We start from the raw sequence: 15,184 nt of genomic DNA, 5'->3' as shown, positions 1-15,184 counted from the left end.
GTCAAGCGTCGCGTACCCGGCGGAGGTACGGTGGACAGATGAAACAACTCGACGTGCTCGGGGTGCGGGTGGAGATGCCCACCAACAGCCCCATCGTGCTGTTGCGCGAGCGCGAGGGTCAGCGGTATCTGCCGATCTGGATCGGGGCACCGGAGGCCACCGCGATCGCGTACGCCCAGCAGGGGGTCGAGCCGCCTCGCCCCCTGACGCACGACCTGATGGTGAACCTGGTCACCGCCCTCGGCCACCGCCTGCAGCAGGTGCACATCACCGCCATGCGGGACGGGGTCTTCTACGCCGAGCTCGTCTTCGACGACGGGGAGCGAGTGGTCGAGTCGCGCCCCTCGGACGCCATCGCCCTCGCGCTGAGGTCCTCCACGCCCATCTGGGCCGCCGAGGATCTTCTCGACCTGGCGGGCATCACCATGGCGATCGAGGACGAGGACGAGGTGGAGCGGTTCAAGGAGTTCCTGGACTCGGTCTCGGCCGAGGACTTCGAGGGCGCCGCCGGCTCATCCGAGGGCGACGACGAACCCGACTCCGGCCCCGGGACGTGAGAGCCCGGCGCGTCATCGTTGACCCCGTCCACGGCGCGGCCTACCGTGGACCGAGCCGTTCCACCGGGCCCGTTCTTCCGCAGTCCCGGATGGTGCTGGGGTCAGGCAGGCCGATCCCGGAGGAAGCCGAGCAACGAAGGTCGAGGTCGCCGTGGTAGCAGGAGTGCACCCGTCCGGAACCTCCGGCTCCGGCCCGCGACAGGGAGTGCTGTTCGCGCACGAGCCGTTCTCGGTCGACGAGAGCACCGGCTATCGGGGTCCCACCGCGTGCGGGGCAGCCGGTGTGACCTATCGGCAGCTGGACTACTGGGCCCGGACGGGGTTGCTCGAGCCCTCGGTGCGCAACCCGAGTGGGTCGGGCACCCAGCGGCTGTACAGCTTCCGCGACATCCTGGTGCTCAAGATCATCAAGCGACTGTTGGATACCGGGGTCTCCCTGCAGCAGATCCGCGTCGCGGTCACCCAGCTTCGCGAGAGCGGGGTGGAGGACCTCGCGAACATCACCCTGATGAGCGACGGGGCCACTGTCTACGCCTGCACCTCCGACGACGAGGTCATCGACCTCGTGCGTGGGGGACAGGGGGTCTTCGGCATCGCGGTCGGCAGCGTGTGGCGTGAGGTCGAGGGCGATCTGTCGAGCCTGCCGACCGAGCGGCACGAGCGCCGGGTTCCGCACGCGGCCGACGAGCTGTCTGCCCGCCGGGCCGCCCGCAGCACCGGTTGAACCTGGGGCGCCGCCGTGGCGCCCACCCCCTTTGCTAAGTTGAGACGGTCGCCGGGGGGAGGCGCCGTCGCTTCACGCTGAACGCCGGATACCGCGAAGGAGTCTCATGAGCACGCCGTCCCCCCACCCCCAGACCGTCGACTTCGTCTCTCGTCACATCGGTCCTCGGGACCACGACATCGACACCATGGTCTCGGCGCTGGGCTTCGGCTCACTGGAGGAGCTGGTCTCCCAGGCGGTGCCCGCGGACATCCGCAGCGAACGCGAGCTCGACATCGAGGCGGCGCCGAGCGAGGGCGCGGTCACCGCCGAGCTGCGTGAGCTGGGTGCGCGCAACACGGTGGTGACCTCCATGGTGGGGCTCGGCTACTACAACACCGCCACCCCGCCGGTGGTCCGGCGCAACCTGCTGAAGAACCCGGCCTGGTACACCTCCTACACCCCCTACCAGGCGGAGATCTCCCAGGGGCGCCTGGAGGCCCTGCTGAACTTCCAGACCATGTGCTCGGACATGACCGGCCTGGAGACCTCGGGGGCGTCCCTGCTGGACGAGCCGACGGCCGCCGCGGAGGCGATGACGGTGATGCGTCGCGCGAGCAAGGTGGCCAAGGATGCCGTCCTGCTGGTGGACGAGCACCTGTTCCCGCAGACGCATGCCGTGCTTCGCGGCCGGGCCCACCCGGTCGGCATCGACATCGTGCGCACCGACGTGGCAGCCATCACCGACGAGGTCGACCTGTCGCACGCGACCAAGGGCCGGCCGGTGTTCGGTGTGATCGTGCAGTACCCGGGCGGCGACGGTCGGATCCGCGACTTCCGCCGGGTGACCCAGGTCGCTCACGACGCGGGGGCGCTGGTCGCGGCCGCGGCGGACCTGCTGGCCCTGACCCTGCTCACCCCGCCCGGGGAGTGGGGCGCCGACATCGCCGTCGGCTCCGCTCAGCGCTTCGGGGTCCCGATGGGCTTCGGCGGGCCGCACGCCGGCTACATGAGCGTGCGACGAGGGCTGGAGCGGATGCTCCCGGGGCGCCTGGTCGGGGTGAGCAAGGACGCCGACGGCTCCACCGCCTACCGGCTCGCTCTGCAGACCCGCGAGCAGCACATCCGGCGGGAGAAGGCGACGAGCAACATCTGCACCGCACAGGTGCTGCTGGCCGTGATCTCCAGCATGTATGCCGTCTGGCACGGCCCGGAGGGTATCCGGGCGAACGCGCTGAGGGCCTACACGCACGCCCACGTCCTGGCCCACGAGCTGCGCGCCGGCGGCTACGGCGTCAGCAACGACGACTTCTTCGACACGATCAGGGTGACGGCCACCGGTCGCGCGCGGCGGATCGTGCAGCGGGCCGAGGGTCGCGGGGTCAACCTGTGGTGCGCGGACGAGAACACGGTGCTCGTCAGCGCCGACGAGACCACCATCGACGAACACCTGGCTCTGGTGTGCGACGCCTTCGGCGTGCCCGCGCCTCCGGCTGGAGTGCCTTCGGCCGAGGAGACGGACTGGGCCGAGGAGCACCAGCGCACGTCGGCGTACCTGACGCACCCGGTCTTCCACCGCTACCGCAGCGAGACCTCCATGCTGCGCTACATGCGCCGGCTGGCCGACAAGGACTTCGCCCTGGACCGCGGGATGATCCCGCTGGGGTCCTGCACGATGAAGCTGAACGGCACCACGGAGATGGAGACCATCACGTGGCCGGAGTTCGGGGCGATCCACCCCTTCGCGCCGGCCAACCAGTCGATGGGCTACCACGAGCTCATCGACCAGCTCAGCACCTGGCTGTGCGAGGTCACCGGTTACGACCGGGTCAGCCTGCAACCGAACGCCGGCTCGCAAGGAGAGTTCGCCGGCTTGCTCGCGATCCGCGGGTACCACGTGGCCCGGGGGCAGGAGCAGCGCCGCATCTGCCTCATCCCCGAGAGCGCCCACGGCACCAACGCCGCGAGCGCGGTCATGGCGGGGATGAAGGTCGTGGTCATCAAGACTCTCGACAGCGGCGACATCGACCTGAAGGACCTCGACACCAAGATCGCCGAGCACGGGGACGAGCTCGCCGCGATCATGATCACCTACCCCTCGACGTACGGGGTCTTCGAGAGCACGGTCTCCGAGCTCTGCGCCAGGGTGCACGACGCGGGCGGCCAGGTCTACGTGGACGGCGCCAACCTCAACGCCCTGATGGGCCTGGCCAAGCCCGGGCACTTCGGCGGCGACGTCTCGCACCTCAACCTGCACAAGACGTTCTGCATCCCGCACGGTGGGGGAGGCCCCGGGGTCGGACCGGTCGGGGTGCGCGCCCACCTTGCCCCCCATCTGCCCAACCACCCGCTGGACTCGACCGCCGGGCCGGACCACGGAGTGGGAGCCATCGCCGGAGCGCCTTTCGGCTCCGCGGGCATCCTGCCCATCTCGTGGGCGTACGTGCGCCTGATGGGCGGCGCCGGGCTGACCAAGTCGGCCAAGGTGGCCGTGCTCTCGGCGAACTACATCGCCCACCGGCTCCGCGAGCACTACCCGGTCCTGTACAGCGGCGAGGGCGGTCTGGTCGCGCACGAGTGCATCCTGGACCTGCGCCAGCTGACCAAGCAGACCGGGGTGACCGTCGACGACGTGGCCAAGCGCCTCATCGACTACGGCTTCCACGCCCCGACGATGTCGTTCCCCGTGGCGGGCACCCTGATGGTCGAGCCCACGGAGAGCGAGGACCTGGCCGAGGTCGACCGCTTCTGCGACGCGATGATCGCGATCCGGGCCGAGATCGACCAGGTGGCAGGGGGTGACGTGAGCACCAGCGTGCTGCGCGGCGCCCCGCACACCGCCCAGTGCCTGACCGATGAGTGGACGCATGAGTACGATCGTGTGACCGCCGTATACCCGGGTGGCGTGGACCCCGAGAGCAAGTACTGGCCACCGGTGCGCCGGGTCGACGGTGCCTGGGGAGACCGCAACCTGCAGTGCAGCTGCCCGCCGCTGGAGCAGATGGCCGAGTAGCAGAGGCCGCACTGGATGCGCGGGTCCGGGTGTGGTTAGGTCTCTGCCATGGGAGCAGAGGTCACATCCGCCGCGTTCAGCCGCGAGCAGCGCATCAACTTCCGGCAGAAAGTGGTGCTCGACCTCGATGTCTTCGAACGGATGCTCGAGGACGCGCGGTTCGACTTCACCCGGCCGCAGATGGGACTGGAGATCGAGCTCAGCCTCGTGGACGACGGCTTGGACGCGGCGCTGATCAACGAGGAGGTCCTCAGCGACCTCCACGACGCGAACTTCACCTCCGAGGTGGGGCGCTACAACATCGAGATCAACGTGCCGCCGCGTCCGATGGCGGGGGACCAGGCGGTGCGTCTGGAGCGCTGGCTCAGCCAGTCCCTGCGCAACGCAGGGGACACGGCCCGCGAGCACGGGGCCCGCGTCGTCGCCACCGGCATCATCCCGACGCTGCAGGCCGAGGTTTTCGACGGCGAATGGCTCAGCCTCGGGGTGCGCTACACCGCGCTCAACGACGCCGTGCTCAACGAGCGGGGGGAGGGGATGCAGCTCGACATCGAGGGGCCCACCGGCGAGCAGGTGGTGCAGTACTTCGAGACCATCGGGCCGCTGTCGGGATGCACGTCCGTCCAGCTGCACCAGCAGGTGACCCCGCAGGATTTCCCGACCTACTGGAACGCCGCGTCGGTGATCTCGGGCATCCAGATCGCCATGGGTGCCAACTCGCCGTACCTGTTCGGCAAGCGACTGTGGGCCGAGACCCGGGTTCCGTTGTTCTCACAGATGGTCGACACCCGCTCGGAGGAGCTCAAGCATCAGGGTGTGCGTCCCCGTGCCTACTTCGGACGGCACTGGATCACCTCGATCTTCGACCTGTTCGAAGAGAACGTGAACTGCTTCCCGGCGCTGCTGCCCGAGGCCAGCGACGAGGATCCGGTGAAGACCCTGCACGAGGGCCACACCCCCGACCTGTCCGAGCTGAAGCTGCACAACGGCACGGTGTGGCGGTGGAACCGGCCGATCTACGACAACGCGAACGGCATGCCCCACCTGCGGGTGGAGAACCGCGTGCTGCCGGCCGGGCCCTCGGCCGTCGACATGGTCGCGAACGCGTGCTTCTACTACGGCCTGCTGGAGAAGCTCACCTCCAGCGGTCGGCCGATCTGGACGAAGATGTCGTTCGCCGACGGGGAGCAGAACTTCTTCGACGCCTGCCGGGACGGCATCGCCACGACCGTGACGTGGCCCGGGCTGGGCCGGGTGGCGGCGACCGACCTCGTGGCCGACCATCTGCTCGCGCAGGCCGAGGAGGGCCTGGCCGCCCTCGGCCTACGCCGTCAGGTGCGAGAGCACTACCTGTCGTTGATCGAGGGCCGGTGTGCGGCGAAGCAGAACGGCGCCAGCTGGCAGGTCGCCACCACCGAGGCCTACGAGGCCGCGGGCTACGACCGGAACGGGGCGCTGAAGGAGATGTTCGGACACTACGTGGAGCACCAGGAGGAGAACCGGCCGGTGCATACGTGGCCGGTACCCTCGGTCGAGCCGGTCAGCGGCGACGGTTCCACGCCTCGATGACCGGATCTTCGTGGTGGTGGCCCAGCACGGCGATGGTGCCGGTCTCGAAGGTCACCCGACGCCCCCAGCGCGGGTTCTGACGGAGGTAGACGCCGGCCAGGATGCGCAGCGCATGCCCGTGGCCGACGAGGGCCACGTCCCCGCGATGCAGCTCGGGATAGATCTCCTCCAGCACCCGTGAGCCACGTGCAGCGACCTCCTCCACGGTTTCACCCGGGGTCTCACCCGGTATGACCCCGTGCTCGAACACCGTCCAGCGGAACCCGCGGCGCTCACGGATCTCGTCGGTGGTCACGCCCTCGTAGCCGCCGTAGTCCCACTCACGAAGGTTGTCGTCCACCAGGTCCGGGGTCAGGCCGGCCAGCTCGGCGGTACGCCGGGCCCGCTGCAGCGGGGAGCAGCGCACGTGCACGAACTCGAACTCCTCCAGGGCCGGTCGCACGGCGGTGGCGCCCTCCTCGCCCTCCGGCAGCAAGGGCAGGTCGGTCACGCCGGTGTGCTGACCTGACTTCGACCACTCCGTGGCTCCGTGTCGGACCAGCACCAGCTTGCCTTGCGGGATGATGGGGTTGCCGTCGTCGTCGAAGTCCATGGGGCCGACCCTAGCCAATACGGTGGCGACCCGCGCCCGGTCAGGGGGCACGGGCACCACGGTGTTCGTCTGCGGTTCATCCGGCCATGGCACTCTGGCGCGGTGACGTCGCAGGGCAGGCCCTCGGGCTCGCTGGCTCGCACCCTGACCCGGGGCCAGGCCGTGACCATCGGCATGGGCTCGATGGTGGGCGCCGGGCTCTTCGTGGTGTGGACGCCGGCTTCCGCTGCGGCAGGGCCGCTGCTGCTGCTCAGCCTGCTGCTGGCCGCCCTGGTGGCCGGCGCGAACGCGTGGTCCTCGGCGGTGCTGGCGGCTCGCTACCCGGCGGCCGGCGGCACCTACGTGTACGCCAGCCGGCGTCTGGGCGAGGCGCCGGGGTTCCTCGCCGGATGGTGCTTCGTGGTGGGCAAGTCGGCGTCCTGTGTGGCGATGGCGCTGACCGTCGGGCTGTACGTGGCGCCCGACTACGCGCGCCTTGCGGCGGTGGTGTCCGTCCTGGCGGTCACCACCGCGAACCTCAGCGGAGTGCATCGCTCGGCCGAGGTGAGCCGCGCTGTGGTCGCGCTCGTGCTCAGCGTGCTGGCCGGGCTGGCCGTCTCCGTGCTGGTGGCCCAGCGCAGCGGCGCGGAGGTCTTCACCGCCGCGCCCCCCGGCGAGCCGGGTGTGACCGGGGCCTACGGGGTGCTGCAGGCGGCCGGGCTGCTGTTCTTCGCCTTTGCCGGCTATGCACGCATCGCCACGCTGGGGGAGGAGGTGCGCGACCCGCAGCGCACCATCGGCCAGGCCATCGCCCTCACCTTCGTCATCGTGCTGACCGTCTACCTGGTCGTGGCGATGCTCGTGCTCGGCGTGCTCGGTCCGGCGGACGCGGCGCGTCACGATGCTCCGCTGGCCGAGGTCGCCGCCCGGGTGTGGGATCCCGGCTGGGTATGGCTGGTCCGTTTCGCCGCGGCCGTTGCGGCCTTCGGGGCGTTGCTCAACCTGCTGCTCGGGATCTCGCGTACGACTCTGGCCATGGCGCGCGACGGGCACCTGCCGGCCGTGCTGGCACGCGTGGACGGCGTCCGCGGGCTGCCACGCGCCGCTGAGGTCACGGTCGCCGCGGTCGTCATCGTGGTGGCTCTCAGCCTCGACGTGCGGGGGGCGATCGGGTTCTCCAGCTTCGGGGTGCTGCTGTACTACGCGGCCACGAACGCCAGTGCGCTCACCCTTCGCGGCGCGCGCCGGGTGCACCGCATCGCCGCGGTCGCCGGGCTGGTGGGCTGCCTGGTGCTGGTAGCCACCTTGCCCTGGACCTCCGTGCTGTCCGGGCTGGTGGTGCTCTCCACCGGCCTAGTGTGGTACGCCGTAGCCCGACGCGCCCGCAGCCGGAGGGACGGCGAGTGAGACAACCCCGGCTGAGGTTGCGGCGGCCCCGGTGGTCTCGCACAGTGGACAGATGACAGACGACAACGCCAAGACCATCGCCTTCCTCGTCGCTTCGGAGGGCATCGAGCGCGTGGAGCTGACCCAGCCCCGCGACGCGGCCCACGACTCCGGCTTCGCCACCCACGTCCTCAGCCCGCAGAGCGGCACCGTGCAGACCTTCGACCACCTCGACAAGGCCGAGGAGGTCGACGTGGACCGTGAGGTCTCGCAGGCCTCGGTGGACGACTACGCCGCGCTGGTGCTGCCCGGGGGAGTGCCCAACCCCGATGCCCTGCGGATGGACGAGGGCGCGGTGGCCTTCGTGAAGGACTTCGCCGCCAGCGGCAAGCCGGTGGCCGCCATCTGTCACGCTCCCTGGGTGCTCATCGAGGCCGACGTCGTTCGTGGTCGCCGCGTGACCTCGTTCCCCAGTGTGGCGACCGATCTGCGCAACGCGGGAGCCGAGTGGGTCGACGAGAAGGTGGTCGTCGACGGCAACCTCATCACCAGCCGCAACCCGGACGACATCCCGGCCTTCAGCAGCGCCGTTCTCGAAGCCGCCCAGCACGGCGCCGATGCGGCGCGTCAGGCCGGGTAGGCGGGCTGAAGCTCACATCTCCTCGTGCACCTCGGGGTCACCGCCGAAGAGACGACCGTCGGCGCGCCCGAGCGCGGTGATGGCGGCCATCTGCTGCTCGTCCAGCTCGAAGCCGAAGACGTCGAGGTTGTCCTGCTGGCGTTCCGGGGTGGCCGACTTCGGCAGGGGGAGCACTCCCCGCTGGACGTGCCAGCGCAGGACGACCTGGCCGGGGGTGACGCCGAGCGACTCGGCGATGGAGGTGACCGCGGCCTCCTGGTGCGGCGTGGCTGCCTTGCCCAGGGGAGACCAGGCCTGGGTGCGGATGCCCAGCTGGTCGTGCGTGGCCAGCATGTCGGCCTGGGGAAAGTACGGATGCAGCTCGACCTGGTTGACCACAGGGGTCACACCGGTCGCGTCGATGATGTCGTGCAGGTGAGCGGCGGTGAAGTTGCTGACCCCGATACTGCGCACGAGACCTTCCTGCTGGGCCTGCACCAGCCCGCGCCAGGCGTCGACGTAGAGCTGCTGGCTGGGGTTGGGCCAGTGGATGAGGGCCAGGTCCAGCCGTTCCACCCCGAGCCGCTGCGCCGAGTCGCGTAGCGACTGAACGGCCAGACTGCGCCGGTGGAAGCGTCCGGGGACCTTCGTGGCCAGCATCACGTCCTCGCGGGGCAGGTCGCTACGGTGCAGCGCCTCGCCGACCTCCTCCTCGTTCCGGTAGTTCACCGCCGAGTCCAGGAGGCGGTAGCCATGGTGCAGGGCGCTCACCATGGCCTCGATGCCCTCCTCGCCGGACAGGGGATAGGTGCCGAAGCCGACGGCGGGGATGGCGGTGCCGTCGTGCAGCTCGTAGGTCGGAGCAAGAGTCATGGCCTCACGGTAGGGGCACGAACCCGCGGGCGCCACGGCTCGGCAGGCGTTCGCCGGGCCTGGCGCGACATAGGGTGAGGCATGGCGCGATTCCTCGACATCCACCCGCAGGACCCACAGCCCCGACTGGTCCGCCAGGTCGCCGCGACGCTGCAGGACGGGGGGCTCGTGGCCTACCCGACCGACGCCTGCTTCGCGTTGGGTGCCCAGCTGGGCAACGCGGCGGCGAAGCAGCGGATCATCGATATTCGTCAACTCGACGATAAGCATCATTTCACCTTGGTCTGCCGCGACTTCGCCCAGCTGGGCCAGTTCGTCCACCTCGACAACGCGGTCTTCCGGGCCGTGAAGGCGGCCACCCCAGGCGCCTACACCTTCATCCTGCCGGCGACCCCGGAGGTGCCCAAGAAGGTGCTGCATCCGAAGAAGAGGACGATCGGCGTGCGCATCCCGGACCACCGGATCACCCAAGCCCTGGTGGCCGAGCTCGGGGAGCCGATGCTCTCGAGCACGCTGCTGCTGCCAGGACAGGATGAGCCCATGGCGCTCGGCTGGGAGATCAAGGAGGCACTGGACGCCGTGGTGGACGTGGTGATCGACGGCGACGAGACCGGTGGTGACCCCACCACAGTGATCGACCTCTCGGGGGACTACGCCGAGGTGGTCCGGGTCGGCGCCGGGGACCCCGCGCCGTTCGAGTAGAAGCGGGGAGAGCGCGTTGCCGCGACCTTACTTGACATAAGGTTCCTTATCGGCGTTTATGCACTGTCGCCAGGGTCACCAACCGTGCTGTCTGCGCACCGCCATCGTGCGCGGGGCACCGCCGGCGGTCTGTCCGGACGGGCCGGAGGGCGCGAGAGCGATCAGCTCCTGGGCCCGCCCCGCATGGCCGCAGGCGGCCTCGATGGCCACCTCGTCCCACCGGGCCACGTCGTCGTCGGGAGCCGCCAGGCGCGCCGTGGCGTTCGCCCGCCGAGCGAGCTCCTGGTCGGCGACGCTCAGGGCGTGCGTGGTGACGATATGAGCGACGTCGACCACCGCACTGATGATGTCCTGGTCCACGTGACGCTCGCGGGTGAGCCAGGACCATCCTCCCGCCGGCAGGTCGGCGAACGGCTGGCCGCGCACCAGGGACAAGGCGGTCACAAGGTGCTCGATGCCTTCGCATCCCTGGGACTGTGCTCGCAGGCGCAGCCGCCGGAACAGGTCGATGTCGGTCAGCGCGCCGTCGACCCGGTAGCGGCCCGCGACCTCGGTGACCTGCTGGTCGCCCCGCCACCGGTTCCAGGTCAGGTAAGGGGTGTGTGTGCGGGGGTCGTCGCCCAGCCACTCGCGCAGCACCAGCAGGTCGTTGCGCGCACGGAGGCGGTCCAGCGCGAACGTCTCCGCGACCTCGTGCAGGGTTCGCCCGTGCTCCCCGAGCACGAGGAAGGCCATCACCTCGGCGTAGTAGGCCTCGCCCCGGTGCAGCGGAGTGCCGCTGGCGGTGACCTGCGCGGGCCCGAGCAACGACAGCCTCGGGGTGGGGCAGGTGGGGTCGAACCAGGCGCGCAGGTCGGCAGGCAGTCCAGGGTCGGCGGCCCGCATCGTGGCTCGCGCCGAGGAGCTGGCGCAGGGAGCCAGGCGTTGCAGGTCCTCGGCGGTGGTGGCTGCGACCCCCAGATAGACCCGGTCCGGCAGCGGCAGCAATGACTCGGGGCCGGGGCGCCCCCCCAGCCGAGCCGGCCGCGGCATGGTGTACGCGGGCAGGGCCGAGCCGGCCTGGTCCACCACCTGCTGCCACCGACTGCCGGTCTGCCGGGCACGGGGTGCGGCGACGTCCTGCACGCAGCGGGTCTGCATCAGCATCGCCACACAGGCAGCGGCCTCGGCGTCGGAGAGACCGACGGCGTTCAGCGTGAGGTCCGACCCGTCCAGCCTGGCCACTCCCGCCGAGGTGAGCTCGACCTGCCTGTGCCGGCGCATGCGCCCGTCCGGACCGCTGGGTGCCACCAGGCGGGTGCTGCCCTCGGAGCTGGTGACGTGGACCGGCCGGATACGCTTCGGCCGTGGGCCCGCGGCGTCGCCTCGCAGCTCGTTGAGGTCGGCTTCGACCGCGTTGCTCTCCACGCTGACCGACCTCGCCCAGGGGTTCGTCGCCAGCTCGAGGCTCACGTGCCGGGCGAAGTCGGCGCACCGCTGCGGGTCGCCGGTGACCTTCACCTCGGCGCGCGAGCCGGCGTTGACCATCCACAGCTCCCCGGTGACGGTGACCCCGAGCGTGATCAGGAGCGGGTAGGCAGCAGCGGCCGGTGTCTCGTCGCTGGGCAGCGGGCTGCCGTGCCGCAGCAGCCAGCGGTCGGAGCGGGCGGCCTCCCATCCCGGTGGCGGGGCCGCCGGCGCCGCCAGATGCAGCACCAGGCCTAGAGCCCCCAGCTGCAGGGCGTCGACCTCGGGCGGATCGCGGCCCTCCTCGCGGCACCGGGCACTCATCGCGCGCAGGTGCAGGTCGAGACAGTGCAGCGTCTCTCGGTGAGCCCAGCCGAGCAGGCGCACACTCTGTTCGGTGTCCCACACCTCGGGGGGCGGAAGGGCGGTTGTGCGGCCGGGGCGGCGGGCTCGGCGCTGGTCGCGGCGCTGCGCCTGCCACAGCTCGAACAAGGCGCCCGCCAACAGGCTGCCGCCGCGCTCCAGGCCCGGGTTCAGCCAGGACGGCCGGGTGCCCCTGGCCCGGGCCACCTGGCCGTCGCGAGACGGAGTCGGAGCGCTCCGGGGCGGGATGGCCACCTTCCATCCGGGCTCCACCTGGTCGGCATCGGCCAGCCGGTGCCCGCCCGGCTGGATGATGTCGGCCGAAGCCTCCAGGATCTCGGGGTACCGGCTTGCCGAGCCCAGCCAGTGCGCCGCGATCGAGGCCAGCGTCTCCCCGGCCTGGACGGTATGCACGTGGTGGGACCGGAGCCTGTCGTGGGTCCCGTCCCTGCTGCTCAGGGCCGCGGCTCGGGGTTCGGCCGGTGGCAGGGTCAACACCAGGCCGGGAGTGAGGAAGCCCGGGCGCATCCCCAGCAGCTCGGAGTTGAGGTCGAGGATCTCGGTGTAGCGCGCCGCCGACCCGAGCTGGTTCTCGGCGATCGACCACAACGACTCCCCGCGGCGCACGGCGTGCCGGCGCTGAGGAGCCCGGTTCACCTCGGCGTGCCCGTTGGTCCTGGAGTGCCGGAGACGACGGCGCGCCACGATGGCCGCCGCTGCTCCGACGACCAGACGCGTCGCGGACATTCCCCATCGCCCCCTCACCGCTGTCTGGCAGGTCCCCGTACCGGATGTCCGTACCGATACCCCGCTCTTCTTATGGTAGCCGTACGATCTCGGGCGTGTTCCCACCCAGGCTCAGCCAGCTGAGGTATGGCCGTCCCCTGCTGCAGGTCGAGAAGGTCAGCGCTGCGCCCGCGAGGTGACACAACGCCGGCCGCCGGGTCGCCCCGCGACGGGCGCGCCTCTGGCCTAGAGTTCGCCCATGGCGGGATTCGACCGACGCACCGTGACCACCGACACCGATGAGCTCGTGGCCTACGACCACGGTGCCCATGTGACGCGATGGGCGCACCGTGGCGTGCCCGTGGTGTGGGTCAGCGGACACGCACGCTACGAGGAGGGCACGGCGATCCGGGGCGGGGTCCCCGTGTGCTGGCCGTGGTTCGCCAGCGGGCCGGACGGTGACCGTTCGCCGTCACACGGGCTGGCGCGCACCCGCCGGTGGACGCTGGTGCGACAGGAGGAGAGGGTGTTGGCCTGGCGGCTGACCCACGAGGACCTGGACGAGGCGGCGCGCGAGGCTTTCGGCGCCGAGTTCCACTGCACGTTGACCGCCGAGATCGCGCCGGCGAGCCTGCGGCTGCGTCACGAGGTGCTGAACGCGGGGTCGGACGAGCTGAACTACGAGGTGGCACTGCACACCTACCTGCACGTGGGAGACGTGCGGCGGGCCGTGATCGAGGGGCTGGACGGCGTGGGGTACTACGACAAGGTGGCTGAGCACGATGTGACGCAGCAGGGTCCCGTGCAGGTGACCGGGCAGACGGACTCGATCTACCGCTCCCCCGGGCCGGTGCGCGTGCTGGACCCCGTGCTGGAGCGGGAGCTGCACGTCAGCAGCACGGGCGCGGCGAACACGGTGATCTGGAACCCCGGGCCCGAGGGTGCTGCGGAGATGGGCGACTTCGGCGACGAGGAGTGGACCGACGTGGTCTGCGTCGAGACCGCGTGTGTCGGGTCGGCCTCGGTCACCCTCGCCGCAGGTGAGCAGCACGTGGTCGAAGCCCGTATCGACGTGCGCGCATGAGCTCGGTGAGTACAGCGGAGGCCTCGTCCGCCTCCGTCGACCGCGGCGTGGTCATCGCGCGCTCGGTGCGACAGGCTGCCGCGTGGTCGGCCCGGGTGCTGTTGATCCTGGTGACGGTGGCCGCGTTGCTGTGGCTCGTCGCGCAGGCCTGGGTCGCGGTCTTCCCGCTCATCATGGCGCTGATCGTCTCGACGGTGCTGTGGCCACCGGCGCGCTTCCTGCGCCGGCACGGCTGGCCGGCCGGTCTGGCCGCCGCCGTCTCGATCGTGGCGGCCCTGGCCGTCCTGGTCGGCGTGCTGACCACCATTGCCCCGTCGGTGGTCGAGCAGTCCGTGCAGGTGGTGGACCGGGCAGGACAGGGCATCGTGGAGCTCCAGCAGTTCATCGCCGGGCCCCCGCTGAACCTGGACTCCGCCCAGGTCTCGGAGTACGCCGATCGCGCGCGGTCGGCGCTGCAGGACCGGGGCAGCACCATCGCCGCGGGGGTGTTCACCGGTGTGGCCGCCTTGGGCAACTTCATCGTCACCCTCTTCGTGGTCCTGGTGCTCACGTTCTTCTTCCTCAAGGACGGCACCCGCTTCCTGCCGGCCCTGCACGGCCTCACCGGCCGCTACGCCGGCCAGCACCTCGTGGAGGTGTGCGTGCGGGTCTGGAACACCGTCAGCGGCTTCATCCGGACCCAGGCACTCGTGGGCGTCATCGACGCCGTGCTCATCGGCGGCGGTCTGTTCTTCCTCGGCGTACCGCTGGCGTTCGCACTGGCCGTCCTGACGTTCTTCGCCGCCTTCGTGCCGGTGGTGGGCGCCTTCGTCGCGGGCGGCTTCGCGGTGCTGGTGGCGTTGGTCTCCAACGGCCTGGGCACCGCCGCGCTCGTCGTGCTGCTCGTGCTCGTGGTCCAGCAGCTCGAGGGAAACGTGCTGCTGCCGGTGCTGCAGAGCAAGACCGTGGACCTGCACCCGGGAGTGGTGCTGGTAGCCATCGTGGCCGGCAGCACGTGGTTCGGGGTGGTCGGTGCCTTCCTCGCGGTGCCGGTCACCGCCTCGTTCATCGTCGTGCTGCGCTACTACAGCGAGCAGGTCGACCTGCTCGCGGGATCACGGTCGGCGCAGGAGGCGACGGCGGTCACCTCGGAGGGCAAAGTCGTGGCACGCCGGCAGGAGACGCAAGGCGCGGTGATGCGTAGCCGGATCCGTGCCGACGCCGGCGCCGAGGCCCCCGCGTCCCCGGGTGGGCCGCATTCAGAAGCGTCTCCCGAGAATGCGGGCGACCCCGCGGCGACGGGTGAGGGTGCGCCGGGCGGACCACAGCGGTCCTGGTGGCGAGCCCTCCTCCGTCGCGGCGGGTGAGCGTCGCGGACGGCGCTACTTCTTGATGTCCTTGGCGGCGTCCTTGACGTGCTCGCCGCTCTGCTTGACCGAGGCCTCGGACTGCTCCGCGGTGCCCTCGGCCTGCATCTGCTCGTTGTCCGTCGCGTCGCCCGCCCGCTCCTTGGCCTTGCCCTTGGTCTCGTCAACCTTGTTGCTGACCTTGTCGCCGATTCCCATGCGTGTCTCCTGATGTCGAGGGTTGGAT

At 70.7% G+C, this 15,184-nt stretch carries 13 protein-coding genes; 9 read left to right on the top strand and 4 right to left on the bottom strand.

The window, feature by feature from the left end; genetic code table 11:
* Positions 1–38 precede the first annotated feature (38 nt).
* The 4 genes from VJ976_RS05095 (at position 39) to VJ976_RS05080 (ending at position 5,842) form a co-directional block, all read left to right on the top strand.
* Positions 39–557 (top strand): bifunctional nuclease family protein, encoded by a 519-nt coding sequence (locus tag VJ976_RS05095; protein WP_324099030.1) that lies wholly within the window; start codon positions 39–41, stop codon positions 555–557.
* 151 nt (positions 558–708) lie between these two features.
* Positions 709–1,281: a MerR family transcriptional regulator gene (locus tag VJ976_RS05090; protein WP_324099029.1), complete on the top strand. Its 573-nt coding sequence runs from the start codon at positions 709–711 to the stop codon at positions 1,279–1,281.
* A 106-nt stretch (positions 1,282–1,387) separates the two neighbouring features.
* Positions 1,388–4,273: an aminomethyl-transferring glycine dehydrogenase gene (gene gcvP, locus VJ976_RS05085; RefSeq protein ID WP_324099028.1), complete on the top strand. Its 2,886-nt coding sequence runs from the start codon at positions 1,388–1,390 to the stop codon at positions 4,271–4,273.
* A gap of 48 nt (positions 4,274–4,321) precedes the next feature.
* The gene (locus tag VJ976_RS05080) at positions 4,322–5,842 is read left to right on the top strand and encodes a glutamate--cysteine ligase (RefSeq protein ID WP_324099027.1); all 1,521 of its coding nucleotides are present in this window, start codon (positions 4,322–4,324) and stop codon (positions 5,840–5,842) included.
* Here the strand turns inward: VJ976_RS05080 and VJ976_RS05075 are convergent.
* Positions 5,814–6,434, bottom strand: coding sequence for a histidine phosphatase family protein (locus tag VJ976_RS05075; protein ID WP_324099026.1), 621 nt, complete (start codon positions 6,432–6,434; stop codon positions 5,814–5,816). The genes VJ976_RS05080 and VJ976_RS05075 overlap by 29 nt on opposite strands.
* Positions 6,435–6,536: 102 nt before the next feature.
* On the opposite strand from VJ976_RS05075, the gene VJ976_RS05070 reads away from it, so the two are divergent.
* Together VJ976_RS05070 and VJ976_RS05065 are read left to right on the top strand one after the other, a co-directional pair.
* Positions 6,537–7,820, top strand: a complete 1,284-nt coding sequence (locus VJ976_RS05070; protein ID WP_324099025.1) for an APC family permease — start codon at positions 6,537–6,539, stop codon at positions 7,818–7,820.
* A gap of 52 nt (positions 7,821–7,872) precedes the next feature.
* Positions 7,873–8,439: a type 1 glutamine amidotransferase domain-containing protein gene (locus tag VJ976_RS05065; protein WP_324099024.1), complete on the top strand. Its 567-nt coding sequence runs from the start codon at positions 7,873–7,875 to the stop codon at positions 8,437–8,439.
* Between the two features lie 12 nt (positions 8,440–8,451).
* Here the strand turns inward: VJ976_RS05065 and VJ976_RS05060 are convergent, their stop codons facing one another.
* Complete coding sequence (locus VJ976_RS05060) at positions 8,452–9,291, bottom strand: aldo/keto reductase (RefSeq protein ID WP_324099023.1); 840 nt, start codon at positions 9,289–9,291, stop codon at positions 8,452–8,454.
* An 81-nt stretch (positions 9,292–9,372) separates the two neighbouring features.
* On the opposite strand from VJ976_RS05060, the gene VJ976_RS05055 reads away from it, so the two are divergent.
* Complete coding sequence (locus VJ976_RS05055; RefSeq protein ID WP_324099022.1) at positions 9,373–9,993, top strand: L-threonylcarbamoyladenylate synthase; 621 nt, start codon at positions 9,373–9,375, stop codon at positions 9,991–9,993.
* A gap of 75 nt (positions 9,994–10,068) precedes the next feature.
* Here VJ976_RS05055 and VJ976_RS05050 read toward each other — a convergent pair whose 3' ends face one another.
* Entirely contained in the window at positions 10,069–12,549 is a 2,481-nt protein-coding gene (locus VJ976_RS05050; RefSeq protein ID WP_324099021.1) for a LysM peptidoglycan-binding domain-containing protein, read from the bottom strand.
* A 238-nt stretch (positions 12,550–12,787) separates the two neighbouring features.
* Here VJ976_RS05050 and VJ976_RS05045 point away from each other — a divergent pair, with 238 nt between their 5' ends.
* Both VJ976_RS05045 and VJ976_RS05040 read left to right on the top strand, forming a co-directional pair.
* Positions 12,788–13,612 (top strand): D-hexose-6-phosphate mutarotase, encoded by an 825-nt coding sequence (locus VJ976_RS05045; RefSeq protein ID WP_324099020.1) that lies wholly within the window; start codon positions 12,788–12,790, stop codon positions 13,610–13,612.
* Positions 13,609–14,958 (top strand): AI-2E family transporter, encoded by a 1,350-nt coding sequence (locus tag VJ976_RS05040; RefSeq protein ID WP_324099019.1) that lies wholly within the window; start codon positions 13,609–13,611, stop codon positions 14,956–14,958. Before VJ976_RS05045 ends, VJ976_RS05040 begins: the two co-directional genes overlap by 4 nt.
* A gap of 15 nt (positions 14,959–14,973) precedes the next feature.
* On the opposite strand, the gene VJ976_RS05035 is transcribed toward VJ976_RS05040, so the two are convergent.
* Positions 14,974–15,156 (bottom strand): CsbD family protein, encoded by a 183-nt coding sequence (locus tag VJ976_RS05035; RefSeq protein ID WP_324099085.1) that lies wholly within the window; start codon positions 15,154–15,156, stop codon positions 14,974–14,976.
* Positions 15,157–15,184: the final 28 nt, after the last annotated feature.

This window comes from Ornithinimicrobium sp., from assembly GCF_035267225.1.
Lineage (GTDB): Bacteria > Actinomycetota > Actinomycetes > Actinomycetales > Dermatophilaceae > Ornithinicoccus.
Note: the sequence above shows the minus strand (reverse complement) of the source record. Positions and strands in the feature narration are given on the sequence as shown.